Source organism: Geomicrobium sediminis, assembly GCF_016908595.1.
Taxonomy (GTDB): Bacteria; Bacillota; Bacilli; order Bacillales; family Marinococcaceae; genus Geomicrobium_A; species Geomicrobium_A sediminis.
Window position 1 is genome coordinate 43,866 of the sequence record NZ_JAFBEC010000006.1, and the last position, 14,379, is coordinate 58,244.

Sequence of the window (14,379 nt, forward strand, 5' to 3'; positions counted from 1 at the left end):
AGAACAATCGCAATCTTGCATTAGTTAGATTCAGAATTTGCATCGATGCGTTTTTGTTATGCATTCTATGCACAGTTGCGATTGTTTTCTGACATTTAAAGCGATTACAATATAAGAAACAAAAGGAGGGTGTCGCATGGTAGTCAAACATGATGAGGTGGATGTTGAGACACTACGAAGCGAAGTTCGTGAGTTGCTTCGTGAGTTTCCAAATAAATATTGGAGAGATTTAGATCTAATCCGTGAGTATCCATATGAGTTTGTGAACACGTTAACGGAAAAAGGATATTTATCGGTATTAATCCCAGAAAAGTACGGTGGAAAAGGGTATGGCATTACTGAAGCTAACGTTGTTCTTGAAGAAATTCATCGAAACGGCGGGCATGCAGCTGGTTGTCATGCTCAGATGTATACGATGGGTGCGCTTTTAAAGCACGGTAGTGAAGCACAGAAAAAAGAATACTTACCAGGCATTGCAAAAGGCGACATTCGTTTTCAGTCGTTTTCGATCACAGAGCCCCAAGCGGGTTCGAACACATCCGCAATTGAAACGGAAGCTGTAAAGACGAGCGATGGGTACGTTGTAAATGGACATAAGAACTGGACGAGTCGAATCGAGCAGTCAGACTTATTAATGCTACTTGCGCGAACAACACCGCTTGAACAAGTCGAAAAGAAAACAGACGGCATTAGCTTATTTTTGATTGATTTAAGAGAAGTGCGCGCAAATCAACCAGACTCACTCGCCATTGAGCCGGTGCGAGCGATGTTCAATTATGCGACGAATAAAATCTGGTATAAAGATATGCAGATTCCGAAAAAGGCACTAATCGGTGAAGAAGGAAAAGGCTTTAAATACGTTCTAGATGGGATGAATGCAGAACGAATTTTGCTCGCCTCTGAAGCGATTGGCGACGGTTATTTCTTTATCGATCAAGCGACGAACTATGCAAACGAACGTGAGGTATTCAATCGGAAAATTGGTTCTAACCAAGGCATTCAATTTCCAATTGCAAAGGCGTATGCCAATGTTAAGGCAGCAGAAGCGATTCGAGACAGAGCCGCAACGAAGTTTGACCAAAACGAGAAGTGCGGAGAAGAAGCAAATATGGCAAAGTACTTGGCGAGCGAGTCAAGCTGGGAAGCCGCAAATGCGTGTATTAACACATTCGGCGGCAACGGTTTTGTTGATGAGTACGATGTAGAGCGGAAGTTCCGTGAAACGAGAATGTATCAAGTTGCCCCGGTGAATAACAACATGATTCTTTCATACCTCGGACAACATGTCTTAAAAATGCCTCGATCATACTAACGATGGGGTAGATGATGAAAGTCTAAAACGATTTGTTTAAAATGAGTCGCGGCATTGGAAAGAAAGCCTTGTTTTTTGTGGATGAAGTAGATCGGGCGTTCCACTTTGAAGTTCTCAACAGCAACTTTTTTAAGACCGGTCATTGATAAGGAATCGACAATCGACTCGGCCATAAACGCTACACCTAAGTTCGCTTTAACCATTCCGATAATGCTGTTAATCTCGAGCCCTTCGTAAGCGATGTTCATTGCCTTGTTTTTGTCCGCGAAGGCTGCGTCGAGTAATTTCTTAAGTTCGGTTCCAGGGCTATATTGAATAAGTGGCTCTTCGATTAATTCATCAATCGTAATGGCTTCGTCTCTTTTCGCAAATGCATGATCAATGGAAACGACGAGTACGAGATTATCTTTGAACAGTTGTTGATATTCTAGCTCGGCGAATGTTTGGAACTGTGTAGCAAAGCCAAAGTCGATATCATTCGTTAATAAACTTTTGATGATTGCATTGGCGTTCACTTCTTGTAAGGAAAGAGAAAATTTCGGTTCTTGTTCTTTAACGTTTTTTAACAGTTTTGGGACGTAGGCGATGCCCAAACTGTGCACAAATGCAATCGATACACTGCCAGATTCAGGATCGACCATGTTTGAGATTGACGTTCGTGTGTGATCCCAGCGCTGAAGAATATGTTTCGCTTCAGTAAGAAATGTTTTGCCGAAACGGTTAAGAACGATTTTTCGGTTTCTACGGTCGAACAATGGAACGCCTAATTCAGTCTCTAGTGATGTGATCGAACGACTCAATGCAGGTTGTGAGAGCATAAGCAGATCAGCAGCTTTTGTCATGCTACCTTGTTCAGCAGTAATAATGAAGTTTTTTAGTTGAGACATATCCATAGCGCTCACTCCAATGATGTATAAACATTCGTTATTTTTATACTACTGCAACGTTTATGAATAATAAATAGGAAGGGTGTTGAAATTGACAGTTAATGCGATCAAGCAAGGGTGGAATGGAAGGTTCTATGAGGATTTTGAAATCGGAGATGTATACCCTCATCCGTTAGGCAAAACCGTAACGGAAACAGACAATCAATGGTTCACATTACTCACACAAAATACAAATCCCATCCACTTTGATAAGGTTTACGCAGAGCAAACGGATTTCGACCGAGTGTTAGTCAATTCGGCGTTTACGATTGCGCTCGTCACAGGTCAATCAGTGTCAGACGTCTCACAAAACGTCATGGCAAACTTAGGTTGGGACGAGGTGAAACTTCCTAATCCGGTTTTTGAAGGCGATACGATTTATTCCTACAGTGAAATACTAGAGAAGCGAGAATCAAAGTCTCGAGATAACGTTGGGATCGTGCGAATTAAGACGTATGGCTATAACCAAGACGGTAACATTGTCATTCATTTCCTACGCACAATGATGGTTTATAAGAAAGATTACGCACCAAAAGAAAAGCACGAACTTTTGAATAAAGTGTTGAAACAACAATGATTCGACCACTCTCTTGGTTGTTCGCCCCGGCAAGTTCAGAGAAGTTGATTGCAAAAGGAATCGAATCGGACGCCGATGCTGTGATTTTTGACTTAGAAGACGCGGTGGCAAAAGAGCGTAAAGCTGATGCCAGAGCAATGCTCATTCACGCGTTGCACCAACAATCGCCACGACAACTGTTTATACGAATCAATGATTTAGAAACGGAGTATTGGCAAGACGATTTACGAGCAGTTGAAGAACTCGTCAGTTATTCGTTAATGGTTCCAAAAGTGACAAGTGTCATCGACATTCAGAAGATTGAGGCTCGCACGTCGAGGTGCAATGAGATCGTACCAATTATTGAAAGTGCTGAAGGTATGTGGAATGTGATGGAGATCGCAAAGGCTTCTCCAACTATTCGTCAATTAGCGTTTGGTGCGGAAGATTATTGTCTAGATTTGAGCATTCAGAAAACAGAAGATGGGACTTCATTACTTCATGCCAGATCACAGGTCGTACTTGCATCAAGAGCCGCAGGACTAGAGTCACCGATCGACTCTGTTTATACGGATTTCAAAGATTCAGGTGGCTTCAAAAAAGAAAGCACGTATCATAAAGCGCTCGGCTTTCGAGGGAAACTATTAATTCACCCGAATCAAATTGAACATCTTCATAGCATTTATTCAATAACGAACGAAGAATACACAACAGCTAAAACAATCAAAGAAGCCTTCGAAGACGCCCAACAACAAGGCATTGCCTCCATTCAAGTAAGTGGAAAAATGGTAGACTATCCTGTCTACGATCAAGCTATGAAAATGATTGAACAATATGAGACTAAAAAAGCGAAACGGCTATAGAGCCGTTTCGCTTTTTTAGGTCAAGTAGCGTGGATCAAGAGAGAGGGAGCGAGCGCGGAACAAGAGCAGAGAACTATGCGGCATAAAGCTAAAGAACCTTGTGAATTAAGTATCCCACTATAGACCTTTAAAGAGATAGTACGATCGTCTAAAGCGGACAAATCTTATATTAGGTGATCATTTAAATTCTAAAAAGAGGGAACAAAATTATAATTCATTTTGCAGAAAATTGTCATTCTAAAAATTTTATTCGAAAACTTTTATTATAAATTAATAAATTATTTTTTGCATTGATTTTCTATAATTTATCACATAGAATATAGGGCGTTGTCCCATATATTATTATATAAAAATATTAATTAGTATTTGGTTAAACGTAGCTACATATGAAACTCGGTTAATGAAGGATTGGATGTTATGTCATTACAGGTTATCGGCTTTGCGCTCGTAGTGCTTAGCATGGTTTTAATGCTTGGTAAGTGGATTCGCGTCAAATCGCCATTGCTGCAAAGACTTTTCTTGCCAAGTTCGTTGATTGGTGGTTTTTTAGCTCTATTCTTAGGACCAGAGGTATTAGGGAGATTTTTCTCTTCAGAAGGTTCAACTTCTTACGGGTTATTTACGGAAGATATGATGGACGTTTGGTCTCAGCTTCCGGGTTTGTTAATTAATGTCGTATTTGCAACGTTATTTATAGGCTTCGTACTTCCAAAACTATCTGAAATTTGGAGAGTCGGTGGACCGCAAATTTCACTTGGTTATGTGATGACGTGGGCGCAATATGCAGTGGGTATGTTGCTTGCGATGACAATTCTCGTACCGGTGTTTGGTATGAGTCCTGCAGCAGGTGCTTTGATTGAGATTAGTTTTGTCGGAGGACATGGTACGGCTGCTGGTTTACAAGATAGTTTCATCTCCTTAGGGTTTGAAGAAGGGTATGATTTAGCATTAGGTCTTGCGACTGTTGGTCTCTTAAGTGGTGTAATTATCGGGATTATCATGCTTAATATTGCTGCTCGTCGCGGGAAATTGTCAACGCTATCACACCCAGATGAACTGTCGTTTGAACAGCAATCTGGAATCATTGATGAAGAAAACCGTCAATCTTCTGGAAAGCAGACGACTTCAAGTGTATCAATTGAGCCATTGGCTTTTCACTTAGGTCTCGTTGCAATTGCAATTTTCATCGGTTATTGGATTTTGGAAGGGCTTCTCTGGATTGAGCAAGTCACTTGGTACGCAGCGTCTGGTATTGAACTGATTGCCCACGTTCCATTGTTCCCATTTGCCATGATCGGCGGTATTATTTTGCAATTGTTCATGTCTCGTTTTGATAAGCGATCGATGATCGATCGTGAGACTGTGTTGCGAATTCAAAACACAGCACTCGACTTTTTAATCATTAGTGCATTAGCGACACTTAGCTTGTCTGTGATTGGTGCAAACATTTGGGAGTTTGTTATTCTCGCGGTTGCTGGTATTTTGATTAACGTCGTCTTGTTCTTGTATCTTGCTCCTAAGATGATTCCTAACCATTGGTTTGAGCGTGGTATTGGTGATTATGGACAATCGATGGGGGTTGCGGCGACTGGAATTATGCTTATGAAAATCGTCGACCCGAAACAAGAAACACCAGCAATGAAAGCGTTTGGGTATAAACAGGTCTTCTTTGAACCGATGGTCGGTGGAGGTCTCGTAACGGCAGCGGCGATGCCGTTTATTATCCAGTTCGGATTAATGCCGGCGCTTATTGGTGTAACTGTCTTAATGATTCTATTTTGGATACTAGGTGTATTCTATTTTGGAAAACAAAAATCAGCGTAGGGGTGATTCCCTTGCTGATTTTTTTGTCGTTATGTCGTGGTTATCAATTGCCAAAATTGTCGTGCGGCGACAGAGCGATGTGAGTCTTTCAATTTAATAATGGCAGGTTCCATAACATCATCAAAATCCCTAATCGGTCTAAGTGTAATGGAGTCATGTGGTGTTGATAGGGAGTCGATTGGAATAACAGAGACACCCACTTCTTGGCTTACTAGCTGGATGACCATTTGAATATCTTTGCATTCAATAATGAAGAACAAAGATCCCGTCTTGGCGTGTAATTGTTGGCTTTAGCTTACAAGCGTTTGCCGTGGTGATGGCCTTCATCATGATCGATCCTTTGTTTGAGGAATATGAAATCTTTTTTATCTGTTTATACAATTCGCGTTTGTAATTCCGGTATGGTTTTTAGGAACAGGCGTGCGAAATGGATTTCGTAATCTTAAGCAACGATTGCGGTATCATACTCGGATTTTCTTTTATTTTGCTCTATGTATACCGTTTTCTATGGGTGGGTTCAGGTGGCTATTTGATTCTCAAGAGAATGCGTTAAGTCGGTGATGAGCTTTATATGATGTTGTATGCGAATGACTCATTCATGTGGCTGATCGTTATTCTGTTTATCGTCTTTATTCTTTTAGTAGCGCCACTTCTGTCTGGTGAAGGTCTAAAACAAAAACGTGTGCTTATTCCCTTCTTTACGAGCTTAATGATGTTGCCTGTGCTGATTTTGATATCATGGGATCATGTTCGCGTGATTGATCATGATGGCGTGTCGATCGTATCATTCGGGGAACGGCAAGAAGCAACTTGGGAAGAAGTGGATCATGTCGTTGTTGAACCTTTATCCGGAGGAATCCAGGTACGACTAATGTGCCCCCTTCGAGAACAGCATTATTTGCCATCCATGTTGTGGAGCAATCAGGAGACGTGTACACGTTTGATAACTTTGGCTTTAACAATGATAAGATGAGTCAAGCCTTAGAAGTTAGGAGTCACGTTGTAGGTAAGGAAGTTCCGTTCTTCATTCAACAACCAACGGAAGATCAATGGAGCTTTATGGTCATTGAATTGGAAAACGAAGACGTTGATGAACAGATGTTCCAGCAACTATTCACACCTTATCCACAATAATCAATAAGAAGTTGCACCTCTTCAGATAAATTCCGATTTGACTTATTATTCAATCCATTCTATACTTGTGCCAGAATTAAATAACCTTAACTAGGGGAGCCCAATGAGCTGGGCTGAGAGGGAAGCGCAATGAAGCTTCTTGACTCTTCGGACCTGATCTGGATCATGCCAGCGTAGGGAAGTTATCTATGAGTCATTACTTCTTGTATGGATAAACCAGGTCGATTTATTGTGGCCTGGTTTTTTGTATGCTCTTGATCTCGTCCTTTAGGAATTAGTTTGAAGGAGAGGCTTAAATGACAAAAAGTGTGCAGCAAGAAAACATTGAAATGTTGTCTAGTTTTGAAGGAAGTAAGAAGGTGTATATTCAAGGTTCCCGTCCTGACATTCAAGTGCCGATGAGACAAATTTCGTTAAGTCCAACCATTCATGAAGACGGCAGGGAAACGCACAATGAACCGCTTCTTGTCTACGATACGAGTGGACCATATACGGACGAAAACGCTCATATTCAGTTAACAGAAGGGCTGCCAGCTATTCGGGAAAATTGGATCGTAGAAAGAAAGGATACACAAGAGTATGAGGGACGCCAAGTAAAGCCTGAAGACAATGGCGCTCGTAGTGAATCATCGACGCATGATCAACAACAAGTAGAGTTCCGACATACTGTTCGTAAAGCACTACCAGGTCAATGTGTGACCCAACTTCATTATGCCAAAAAAGGTATCATCACGCCTGAGATGGAGTTCATTGCCATTCGTGAACAGATGGAACCGGAGTTTGTCCGAGAAGAAGTTGCCAAGGGGCGGGCGATTATTCCGTTGAACATTAATCATGTGGAAAGTGAGCCGATGATTATTGGTCGTAACTTTCACGTCAAAATCAATGCGAACATTGGTAACTCGGCAGTTTCGTCTTCGATCGAACATGAAGTAGAGAAGATGACGTGGGCAACCCGTTTTGGTGCAGATAACATTATGGACCTTTCAACCGGAAAGAACATTCATCGAACGCGGGAGTGGATTATTCGTAACTCCGTTGTTCCCGTTGGAACGGTTCCGATTTATCAGGCACTTGAGAAAGTAAACGGTGTCGCTCAAGATCTGACTTGGGACGTTTATCGGGATACGCTCATTGAGCAAGCGGAGCAAGGGGTTGATTATTTTACGATTCATGCGGGCGTTTTATTGCGGTATGTTCCGTTAACGGCGAATCGATTAACAGGCATTGTTTCTAGAGGTGGATCGATTATGGCGCAATGGTGCCTTGCTCATCATGAGGAAAGTTTCTTGTATACACACTTTGATGAGATTTGTGAGATATTACGTGCCTACGACATTTGCATTTCCCTTGGTGATGGCTTGCGTCCAGGATCGATTGCAGATGCGAATGACGAAGCGCAGTTCGCTGAACTTGATACGTTAGGTGAATTAACGAAGCGAGCATGGCAATACGATGTACAAGTGATGGTTGAAGGACCTGGTCACGTGCCGATGCATCTGATTAAAGAAAATATGGATAAGCAGTTAGAGGTGTGTGACGAAGCCCCATTCTACACGTTAGGTCCGTTAACGACAGATGTTGCCCCAGGATACGACCACATTACGTCTGCGATCGGTGCAGCGATGATTGGGTGGTATGGTACAGCGATGCTTTGCTATGTTACGCCTAAAGAGCATTTAGGGCTACCTAATCGAGACGACGTTCGAGAAGGTGTGATTACGTATAAAATTGCCGCACATGCCGCAGACCTTGCTAAAGGTCATCCGGGAGCTAGGAAACGAGATGATGCCTTATCGAGAGCACGGTTTGAATTTCGCTGGCGCGATCAATTCCACCTTTCGTTAGATCCAGATCGGGCGATGGCGTATCATGATGAAACGTTACCAGCTGAAGGAGCAAAGACAGCTCACTTTTGTTCAATGTGTGGTCCGAAATTTTGCAGTATGCGAATTTCACATGATATTCGCAAGCTTACCGCGTCACAGTCTGAAGAGATCCAGACCGGCTTAAAAGAAAAGGCAAATGAGTTTGTTGATGCTGGTGCGAAGTTGTACCGATAATCGGAGGGAAATCGATGGATGGTAGAGTGAAGCAAATCGAGCACCTCATTGAAGAGAAGAAGGTTGAAGTTGAGCAACTTGAAGCAACGCTTGAACATATCCAACAGCAGTGTTCGCATCATTTTAGTGGAGATGAGTTAATGAGACGCTGTTTAATGTGTAATAAAGTAGAAGTGCTTTATTATTAATAGTGCTATACGAGGGAGTTGTTCGTTCATGGGCAACTCCCTTCTAGATGTTCGTTGCTTATTGACTTATTTCACTTTTCTGTCTAGACTGAACGTATTAAGCCTACTAAATGGGTAAGAATACATATAGATTAGAGGAGATTGAATGAAAAGACGGAGCATGACAACTTTTGGAACAGCGGTCGTTTTAGGCGCGCTTGTCGCTTGTAGTTCACCGAGTGAAGTTGAGGAAAGTGCAAGTGAAAACAACGAAGTCGAGCAAGAGCAAAGTGTTCGAGATGAATTGAACATTGCTCAAACGGCTCAACCGCCTACGCTCGATACTGCTCAAACGGTTTCAGCGGTTGCACTCGACATTGCTGGAAACATTTATCAACAATTGTTTCAATTAGATGGAAACTATGAGCCGCAGCCCGTGTTGGCAGAGTCGTATGAGTTAAGCGATGATGGCAAGACTTACACGATCGCGCTTCGTGAAGGCGTTCAGTTTCATAATGGAGAGGAAATGACAGCGGAAGATGTGGTTGCGTCGATGAATCGCTGGCTAACGGTCTCCTCTAGAGCGAAAGAATTGTTGGACGGAGCGTCGTTCACTGAAGTAGATTCCTATACAGTGGAATTAACAGTAGAACAAGCCACGTCAGACGTTCTTATTCTGTTAGCTTCGCAAGCACAATTCCCATCGATTATGCCAAAAGAGATTGTTGAATCCGCATCCGCAGATGGTTTTGAAGAATACGTGGGTACCGGACCGTATCAATTCGAGGATTGGCAACAAGATCAATACATCCGTCTCGTTCGAAATGATGATTTTCAGTCTTTAGAAGGGGAGCCTAGTGGTTTCACAGGAGAAATTAAGGCACCAACAGAGACGTTAACGTATCATTTCGTGTCGGATCATTTTACGAGAATTTCGGGCTTGCAAACGGGCCTTTATGACATCGCGGACAGCATTCCGTTAGAAAACTATGATTTACTTGAAGAAGATGAAAGTATTGAGATTGAATCGGTACCGGGAGGGACGTTAACGGCGTTTTTCAATACGAACGAAGGCGTTTTATCAGATGAAGAGCTTCGCCATGTCGTGCTTGCGGCGCTCGACAACGAGGAGATTATGCTTGCAAGTTATCCGCTACCCGAATTGTTCTCCCTTGCTCCTGGGTATTTAAACGAAAATCAAGAGCAGTGGGCAACGGATGCAGGGGCCGACTATTACAATCAAGCGGATCCTGATTTAGCGAAGCAACTCTTAGAAGAATCGAGTTATGATGGAGAAGAAATTACGATTCTTACAACACCTGACTACAATGAAATGTACAATGGCTCCCTCGTTATTCAAGAACAATTGCGTAACATCGGTATGAACGTGTCTGTAGATACGTTTGATTTTGCGACGTTTTTAGAAACGAAGGATGATCGTAGTCGCTGGGATTTGTTTTTGGCGAGTACGGGTTACCAATTAACGCCACCACAGCTTTTAGCTGTTACACCAGAATGGGCGGGGTTGGATGATGAAAACGTAAGATCAGGATTAATGGCTGTTCGCGAAGCAGCATCACAAGAAGAAGCAGCCGAGGAGTGGGCGAACGTGCAGCAGTACTTATATGAAATAGGCTCTTCAACTGTACTCGGGCACTACGATGCATTTGTCGCTGTCCATGAGGATGTTGAAGGCTTTGAATTGTTTGAAGCCCCAGTCGTTTGGAATGCCAGTATTAAAGAGTGACGGACGTTAAAACGCTCATGAGCATCTTCATGAGCGTTTTTAGTATGTTTGATTGAGAAAATTAGGTTGATCCTGCAGCTGTTGAAGGTACGCGCTCTTGAAGCCGCACTATAAATAATACGCCAGCAATAATAAACAACACAGATTGAATGAGCGTTGCGCCAAGGGTCGCAATGAGCATGATAGCGCCAATTATTAACAAGCGAAGTCCTGCTTTACGCGCCGATTTCTTAATGTGAAATGTAGTTATAATTAAGAGTATGAGTCCGATTAAATGAACGGCGAATACGAACCAGGCGAATGCTTGTGTGCCGACACCGGGCAATGGGAGTTGTGTTGAAACCGTTGCAACTGATAAGTTGACGATTAGAACCGTTGCGATAAGTAGTTGTAACGAAAGCCCTACGCCAAGCAAAAGAAACTCTGGGAGTCGTTTGATGATGATCACCTCCTAGTAGTAGCATACTACAAAGAAATCGTAATGATCACAATGCTAATGAAAATGTAATTGCAAAGGAAGTATAAGTCTTGTAATTCAGAAAATGAATAACTTACCATATGGGATGTGTGAGAATGAAAGCAGTTATTTTTGATATGGATGGAACCTTGTTTCAAACAGACCGAGTTTTAGAAACATCATTAGAAGATACGTTCGAACAGTTACGTCTACAAGGTGAATGGGAAGGTGAAACCCCACTTCAATTGTACCGGGATATTATGGGGGTTCCTCTACCTAAAGTATGGGAAACACTGCTTCCTGACTGCTCTGGATAGACAAGAATGTATAGTGATCAGTATTTTTTAGAACGACTTATTTTTAATATTGGAGAAGGCTTAGGAGCATTGTATCCACATGCGTTAGACGTACTTGAAAAATTAAAGGCAAATGATATTCAGATATTCATTGCAAGTAATGGTTTGACAAAGTACTTAAAATCAATCGTTTCCCACTATGCATTGGATCGTTTTGTTGCAGGTACATACAGCATTGAACAAATTGAAACTTTGAGTAAAAGTGACTTAGTGAAAACCATTCTAAATGAGCATTTCGTAACAGAGGCAATCATGATTGGTGATCGGATGTCAGATATTCAAGCGGCTAAGGACAATAATCTTCTTTCTATTGGTTGCCGTTTTGATTTTGCTCAAGAAGAAGAGTTAAAGTTTGCAGATTTCGTTATCGAGGACTTGGCTGAGGTACCACAGATTGTCACTCATCATTTCCAGTTGCAACCATTGTATCCTTCAGAAGAAGGTTAATCATTCATTAAGGCGGGTAGAGACGAATAGAAAAGACGACGATGGCAGGTGACGACCAATTCGAAGTAAATCAATTCTATTCTTAATAAGTACAACAGTCTTTCTATCTGCTTGTGGTGCATTCGGGAGCCCTGCTCCCACAGACGAGCCAATAGTAGAGGGTGCGGTTGTGGATCTTCATTTGAGCAATGAAGACGACAATAAAGCTCTTCATCATCTAGCATTATCCCAGAATTCAAATGAAGAAATCATCCTTCAACTTCACCCTGAATCAGGGATTATCTTAGATGAAGAAGAGGAGATCATTTCAATAGGAGAACTCCAAATAGGAGACACACTACAAGGTTGGGTTGGTGTGGATCAGAGCGATGACATTGAAGCAGAACAAAAAGACGAAATTCCTGTTACGACAGTGCAAAGAATTCAATAACAAGTAAGCTCGGTGTTGTGCCGAGCTTACTTTGTTATGGAATAAGAGGAATTAAGTGCTGTCTAGCGAAAGTGGAAGGAAGCCATATTCTTTTGTGGGGTGTTCAATGCAATTATCTAAGTATGCAAAGGTGATTGTTCAAAATGGAATTGCTGTGCAGTCTGGTGATCTTGTTAAAGTGAACTTCAACCCTGAACATTTGCCATTGGTTCGTGAAGTAACAAAAGAAGCTTACTTGTCAGGTGCTGTGTATGTAAAGCTAGACTTGCGTGATCCAGAAGTTGAGCTTGCTCGAGCTCGTTACATATGTAGTCTGTATACGCATCATTATCCTGATTCGCTTGTACAAACCGAGTGGGCTGATCTAGAAGCTGGTTACTCCACGATCTCAATAACTGCACCATCGTTTGAAAAGCTAGAGTCTAATTTGTTGAGAAAAAAAGTTGCCACACTTAAAGAAGTTAAAGAAAAAGCGATGGCACCGATTCGCAAAGTTGGAATGGAAAATCGAAACAAATGGGTCGTCGTTAACGCGCCGACAATTGCGTGGGCAAATTCACTTTTTCCAAATTTAGAAAGTGATCAGGCGTTTCAACGTTTAAATGACCTTCTAGATGAAATTGTAAAATTGCATGAAAAAGATCCAGTAAAATCTTGGTATCGTCAAGATGTGACTTTAAAATCAATTGCTAGTCGGTTAAATGCCTATCAATTTGATGCGTTGGAATTTAAAAGTGATTATACAGAGCTATACGTACGTCTTGTCAGGCAACATGTATGGACTGGGGGTACTGAAAAAACAAGCGACGGTCGTATGTTTTTATCAAATATTCCTGTGGAAGAAGTGTGGACAATGCCTGATAAATGGGGAGTCTCTGGTCACGTACGGATAACAAAGCCATTTAACTTAAACGGTCAATTGATCGAAGGAGTTACGCTCTACTTTCAGGAAGGCAAAGTTGTGAAACTCGACCCATACAATGAAGAGTTTGCGAATCTCATTGGAATCGATGATGGCGGATCGAGGCTTGGCGAAGTTGCACTCGTTAGTAAGCACTCATCTGTTGCCAAGGCGGGAGTGGTATTTAACAGTACACTTTTAGATGAAAATGCAGCTTCTCACATCGCGTTTGGCCAAGCGTACGCTAGCAATGTGGTACGAGGAGTGTCGATGAACGCAAGTGAGCGAGATGCTATTGGAATGAACGAGTCGGCAATTCATCAAGACGTGATGATTGGTGATGAAGTTATGGATGTGTATGGCGTGCGTAACAATAAGAAGGTTCTTATTATGAAAAACGGTGAGTGGTGCTTTACGATATAAAACATAGGAGAGATAACAATGAGCGAAAAGCAACTAGAAGCAGCACTAGAACTTCAAAAGCAAGGAAAGTTTGCGGAATCAAACGATATTCTTAGAGACATTATGAGTCACACGAATTGCCAAGGTGACGTTTATTATCATTATGCTTCGAATTGTGACTCACAAGGGAACGAGCGAGAAGCGGTCGGCTATTATGAAAAAGCGATACAAGAGGGCTTATCAAGCGAAGACTTACAAGGAGCGTACTTGGGATTAGGAAGTACATATCGCACACTTGGGATGTATAAGGAATCTGATAAAACGTTAAGAAAAGGCATTGAAACGTTTCCTAATGACTATGCATTAAAGGTATTCCACGCATTAACATTGTACAATCTCGGAAACTATGAAGCTTCAACACAATTACTATTAAAGTGCATCACTGACACGACGGACGACGCTGAGGTTTTGCGTTATAAAAGAGCAATTGATTTTTATGCGCCTCAATTAGATAAAGTGTGGTAGTTAGTCATACATATTAGTAATGAAATCATTGATATTTACAACTTATGGAATGTCATTACTTCCGCTGGAATTCAAATGTCCTTATAAGTTGTCGAGGAATCATTTGATGTAGACATGGTGAAGTGAACGTCACACAATCGAAAGTGTATACACATTAACTTAGGGACAAAGAGACTTAAGTTAACGTGTCTTCTATTATGAAGTAATTGTAAAGAGTTTGAGAACAGATGAAACGAATGTAATTAGGTGACGTATAATAAAATAAGAAA

15 protein-coding genes, 1 pseudogene and 1 riboswitch are annotated in these 14,379 nt (G+C 41.7%); of the genes and pseudogenes, 13 read left to right on the plus strand and 3 right to left on the minus strand.

Annotated features, from left to right (window positions below; genetic code table 11):
• The first annotated feature begins 136 nt into the window (after positions 1 to 136).
• A complete protein-coding gene (locus JOD17_RS10725) occupies positions 137 to 1,312 on the plus strand; it encodes an acyl-CoA dehydrogenase family protein (protein ID WP_204697668.1) in 1,176 nt (391 codons plus the stop codon).
• On the opposite strand, the gene JOD17_RS10730 is transcribed toward JOD17_RS10725, so the two are convergent.
• Positions 1,309 to 2,205 (minus strand): LysR family transcriptional regulator, encoded by an 897-nt coding sequence (locus JOD17_RS10730; protein ID WP_204697669.1) that lies wholly within the window; start codon positions 2,203 to 2,205, stop codon positions 1,309 to 1,311. The genes JOD17_RS10725 and JOD17_RS10730 overlap by 4 nt on opposite strands.
• Positions 2,206 to 2,290: 85 nt before the next feature.
• Between JOD17_RS10730 and JOD17_RS10735 the strand changes: the two genes are divergently transcribed.
• From JOD17_RS10735 to JOD17_RS10745, 3 genes are all read left to right on the plus strand, one after another.
• Positions 2,291 to 2,815, plus strand: coding sequence for a MaoC family dehydratase (locus tag JOD17_RS10735; protein ID WP_239575439.1), 525 nt, complete (start codon positions 2,291 to 2,293; stop codon positions 2,813 to 2,815).
• Positions 2,812 to 3,657 (plus strand): HpcH/HpaI aldolase/citrate lyase family protein, encoded by an 846-nt coding sequence (locus tag JOD17_RS10740; protein ID WP_204697670.1) that lies wholly within the window; start codon positions 2,812 to 2,814, stop codon positions 3,655 to 3,657. The genes JOD17_RS10735 and JOD17_RS10740 overlap by 4 nt, the downstream gene beginning before the upstream one ends.
• Positions 3,658 to 4,074: 417 nt before the next feature.
• Positions 4,075 to 5,481, plus strand: coding sequence for a sodium/glutamate symporter (locus JOD17_RS10745; protein ID WP_204697671.1), 1,407 nt, complete (start codon positions 4,075 to 4,077; stop codon positions 5,479 to 5,481).
• 29 nt (positions 5,482 to 5,510) lie between these two features.
• Here the strand turns inward: JOD17_RS10745 and JOD17_RS10750 are convergent, their stop codons facing one another.
• Positions 5,511 to 5,741, minus strand: coding sequence for a type 2 periplasmic-binding domain-containing protein (locus JOD17_RS10750; protein ID WP_204697673.1), 231 nt, complete (start codon positions 5,739 to 5,741; stop codon positions 5,511 to 5,513).
• Between the two features lie 314 nt (positions 5,742 to 6,055).
• Between JOD17_RS10750 and JOD17_RS10755 the strand changes: the two genes are divergently transcribed.
• From JOD17_RS10755 to JOD17_RS10775, 5 genes are all read left to right on the plus strand, one after another.
• The gene (locus JOD17_RS10755) at positions 6,056 to 6,454 is read left to right on the plus strand and encodes a hypothetical protein (protein WP_204697675.1); all 399 of its coding nucleotides are present in this window, start codon (positions 6,056 to 6,058) and stop codon (positions 6,452 to 6,454) included.
• Positions 6,412 to 6,615: a hypothetical protein gene (locus JOD17_RS10760; protein WP_204697677.1), complete on the plus strand. Its 204-nt coding sequence runs from the start codon at positions 6,412 to 6,414 to the stop codon at positions 6,613 to 6,615. Before JOD17_RS10755 ends, JOD17_RS10760 begins: the two co-directional genes overlap by 43 nt.
• Positions 6,616 to 6,697: 82 nt before the next feature.
• Positions 6,698 to 6,812: riboswitch (TPP riboswitch) on the plus strand.
• A gap of 99 nt (positions 6,813 to 6,911) precedes the next feature.
• Positions 6,912 to 8,678: a phosphomethylpyrimidine synthase ThiC gene (gene thiC, locus JOD17_RS10765; RefSeq protein WP_204697679.1), complete on the plus strand. Its 1,767-nt coding sequence runs from the start codon at positions 6,912 to 6,914 to the stop codon at positions 8,676 to 8,678.
• Between the two features lie 14 nt (positions 8,679 to 8,692).
• Positions 8,693 to 8,866, plus strand: a complete 174-nt coding sequence (locus JOD17_RS10770; RefSeq protein ID WP_204697681.1) for a serine protease — start codon at positions 8,693 to 8,695, stop codon at positions 8,864 to 8,866.
• 145 nt (positions 8,867 to 9,011) lie between these two features.
• Positions 9,012 to 10,592 (plus strand): ABC transporter substrate-binding protein, encoded by a 1,581-nt coding sequence (locus JOD17_RS10775; RefSeq protein ID WP_204697683.1) that lies wholly within the window; start codon positions 9,012 to 9,014, stop codon positions 10,590 to 10,592.
• A 61-nt stretch (positions 10,593 to 10,653) separates the two neighbouring features.
• Here the strand turns inward: JOD17_RS10775 and JOD17_RS10780 are convergent, their stop codons facing one another.
• A complete protein-coding gene (locus tag JOD17_RS10780; RefSeq protein WP_204697684.1) occupies positions 10,654 to 11,040 on the minus strand; it encodes a hypothetical protein in 387 nt (128 codons plus the stop codon).
• 125 nt (positions 11,041 to 11,165) lie between these two features.
• On the opposite strand from JOD17_RS10780, the pseudogene JOD17_RS10785 reads away from it, so the two are divergent.
• The 4 genes and pseudogenes from JOD17_RS10785 (at position 11,166) to JOD17_RS10800 (ending at position 14,110) form a co-directional block, all read left to right on the plus strand.
• Positions 11,166 to 11,852 (plus strand): annotated as a pseudogene (locus JOD17_RS10785) (HAD hydrolase-like protein).
• A gap of 169 nt (positions 11,853 to 12,021) precedes the next feature.
• On the plus strand, positions 12,022 to 12,282 hold the full coding sequence (locus JOD17_RS10790; protein WP_204697686.1) for a hypothetical protein: 261 nt from the start codon (positions 12,022 to 12,024) through the stop codon (positions 12,280 to 12,282).
• Between the two features lie 106 nt (positions 12,283 to 12,388).
• On the plus strand, positions 12,389 to 13,606 hold the full coding sequence (locus JOD17_RS10795) for an aminopeptidase (protein WP_204697687.1): 1,218 nt from the start codon (positions 12,389 to 12,391) through the stop codon (positions 13,604 to 13,606).
• 18 nt (positions 13,607 to 13,624) lie between these two features.
• Positions 13,625 to 14,110: a tetratricopeptide repeat protein gene (locus tag JOD17_RS10800; protein WP_204697688.1), complete on the plus strand. Its 486-nt coding sequence runs from the start codon at positions 13,625 to 13,627 to the stop codon at positions 14,108 to 14,110.
• Positions 14,111 to 14,379: the final 269 nt, after the last annotated feature.

Excerpts from the sequence above, each read along its gene's own strand:
- JOD17_RS10725 (WP_204697668.1), top strand. The coding sequence starts at position 137 with ATGGTAGTCAAACATGATGAGGTGGATGTTGAGACACTACGAAGCGAA.
- JOD17_RS10730 (WP_204697669.1), bottom strand. The coding sequence starts at position 2,205 with ATGGATATGTCTCAACTAAAAAACTTCATTATTACTGCTGAACAAGGT.
- JOD17_RS10740 (WP_204697670.1), top strand. The coding sequence starts at position 2,812 with ATGATTCGACCACTCTCTTGGTTGTTCGCCCCGGCAAGTTCAGAGAAG.
- JOD17_RS10745 (WP_204697671.1), top strand. The coding sequence starts at position 4,075 with ATGTCATTACAGGTTATCGGCTTTGCGCTCGTAGTGCTTAGCATGGTT.
- JOD17_RS10755 (WP_204697675.1), top strand. The coding sequence starts at position 6,056 with ATGTTGTATGCGAATGACTCATTCATGTGGCTGATCGTTATTCTGTTT.
- thiC (WP_204697679.1), top strand. The coding sequence starts at position 6,912 with ATGACAAAAAGTGTGCAGCAAGAAAACATTGAAATGTTGTCTAGTTTT.
- JOD17_RS10770 (WP_204697681.1), top strand. The coding sequence starts at position 8,693 with ATGGATGGTAGAGTGAAGCAAATCGAGCACCTCATTGAAGAGAAGAAG.
- JOD17_RS10775 (WP_204697683.1), top strand. The coding sequence starts at position 9,012 with ATGAAAAGACGGAGCATGACAACTTTTGGAACAGCGGTCGTTTTAGGC.
- JOD17_RS10795 (WP_204697687.1), top strand. The coding sequence starts at position 12,389 with ATGCAATTATCTAAGTATGCAAAGGTGATTGTTCAAAATGGAATTGCT.
- JOD17_RS10800 (WP_204697688.1), top strand. The coding sequence starts at position 13,625 with ATGAGCGAAAAGCAACTAGAAGCAGCACTAGAACTTCAAAAGCAAGGA.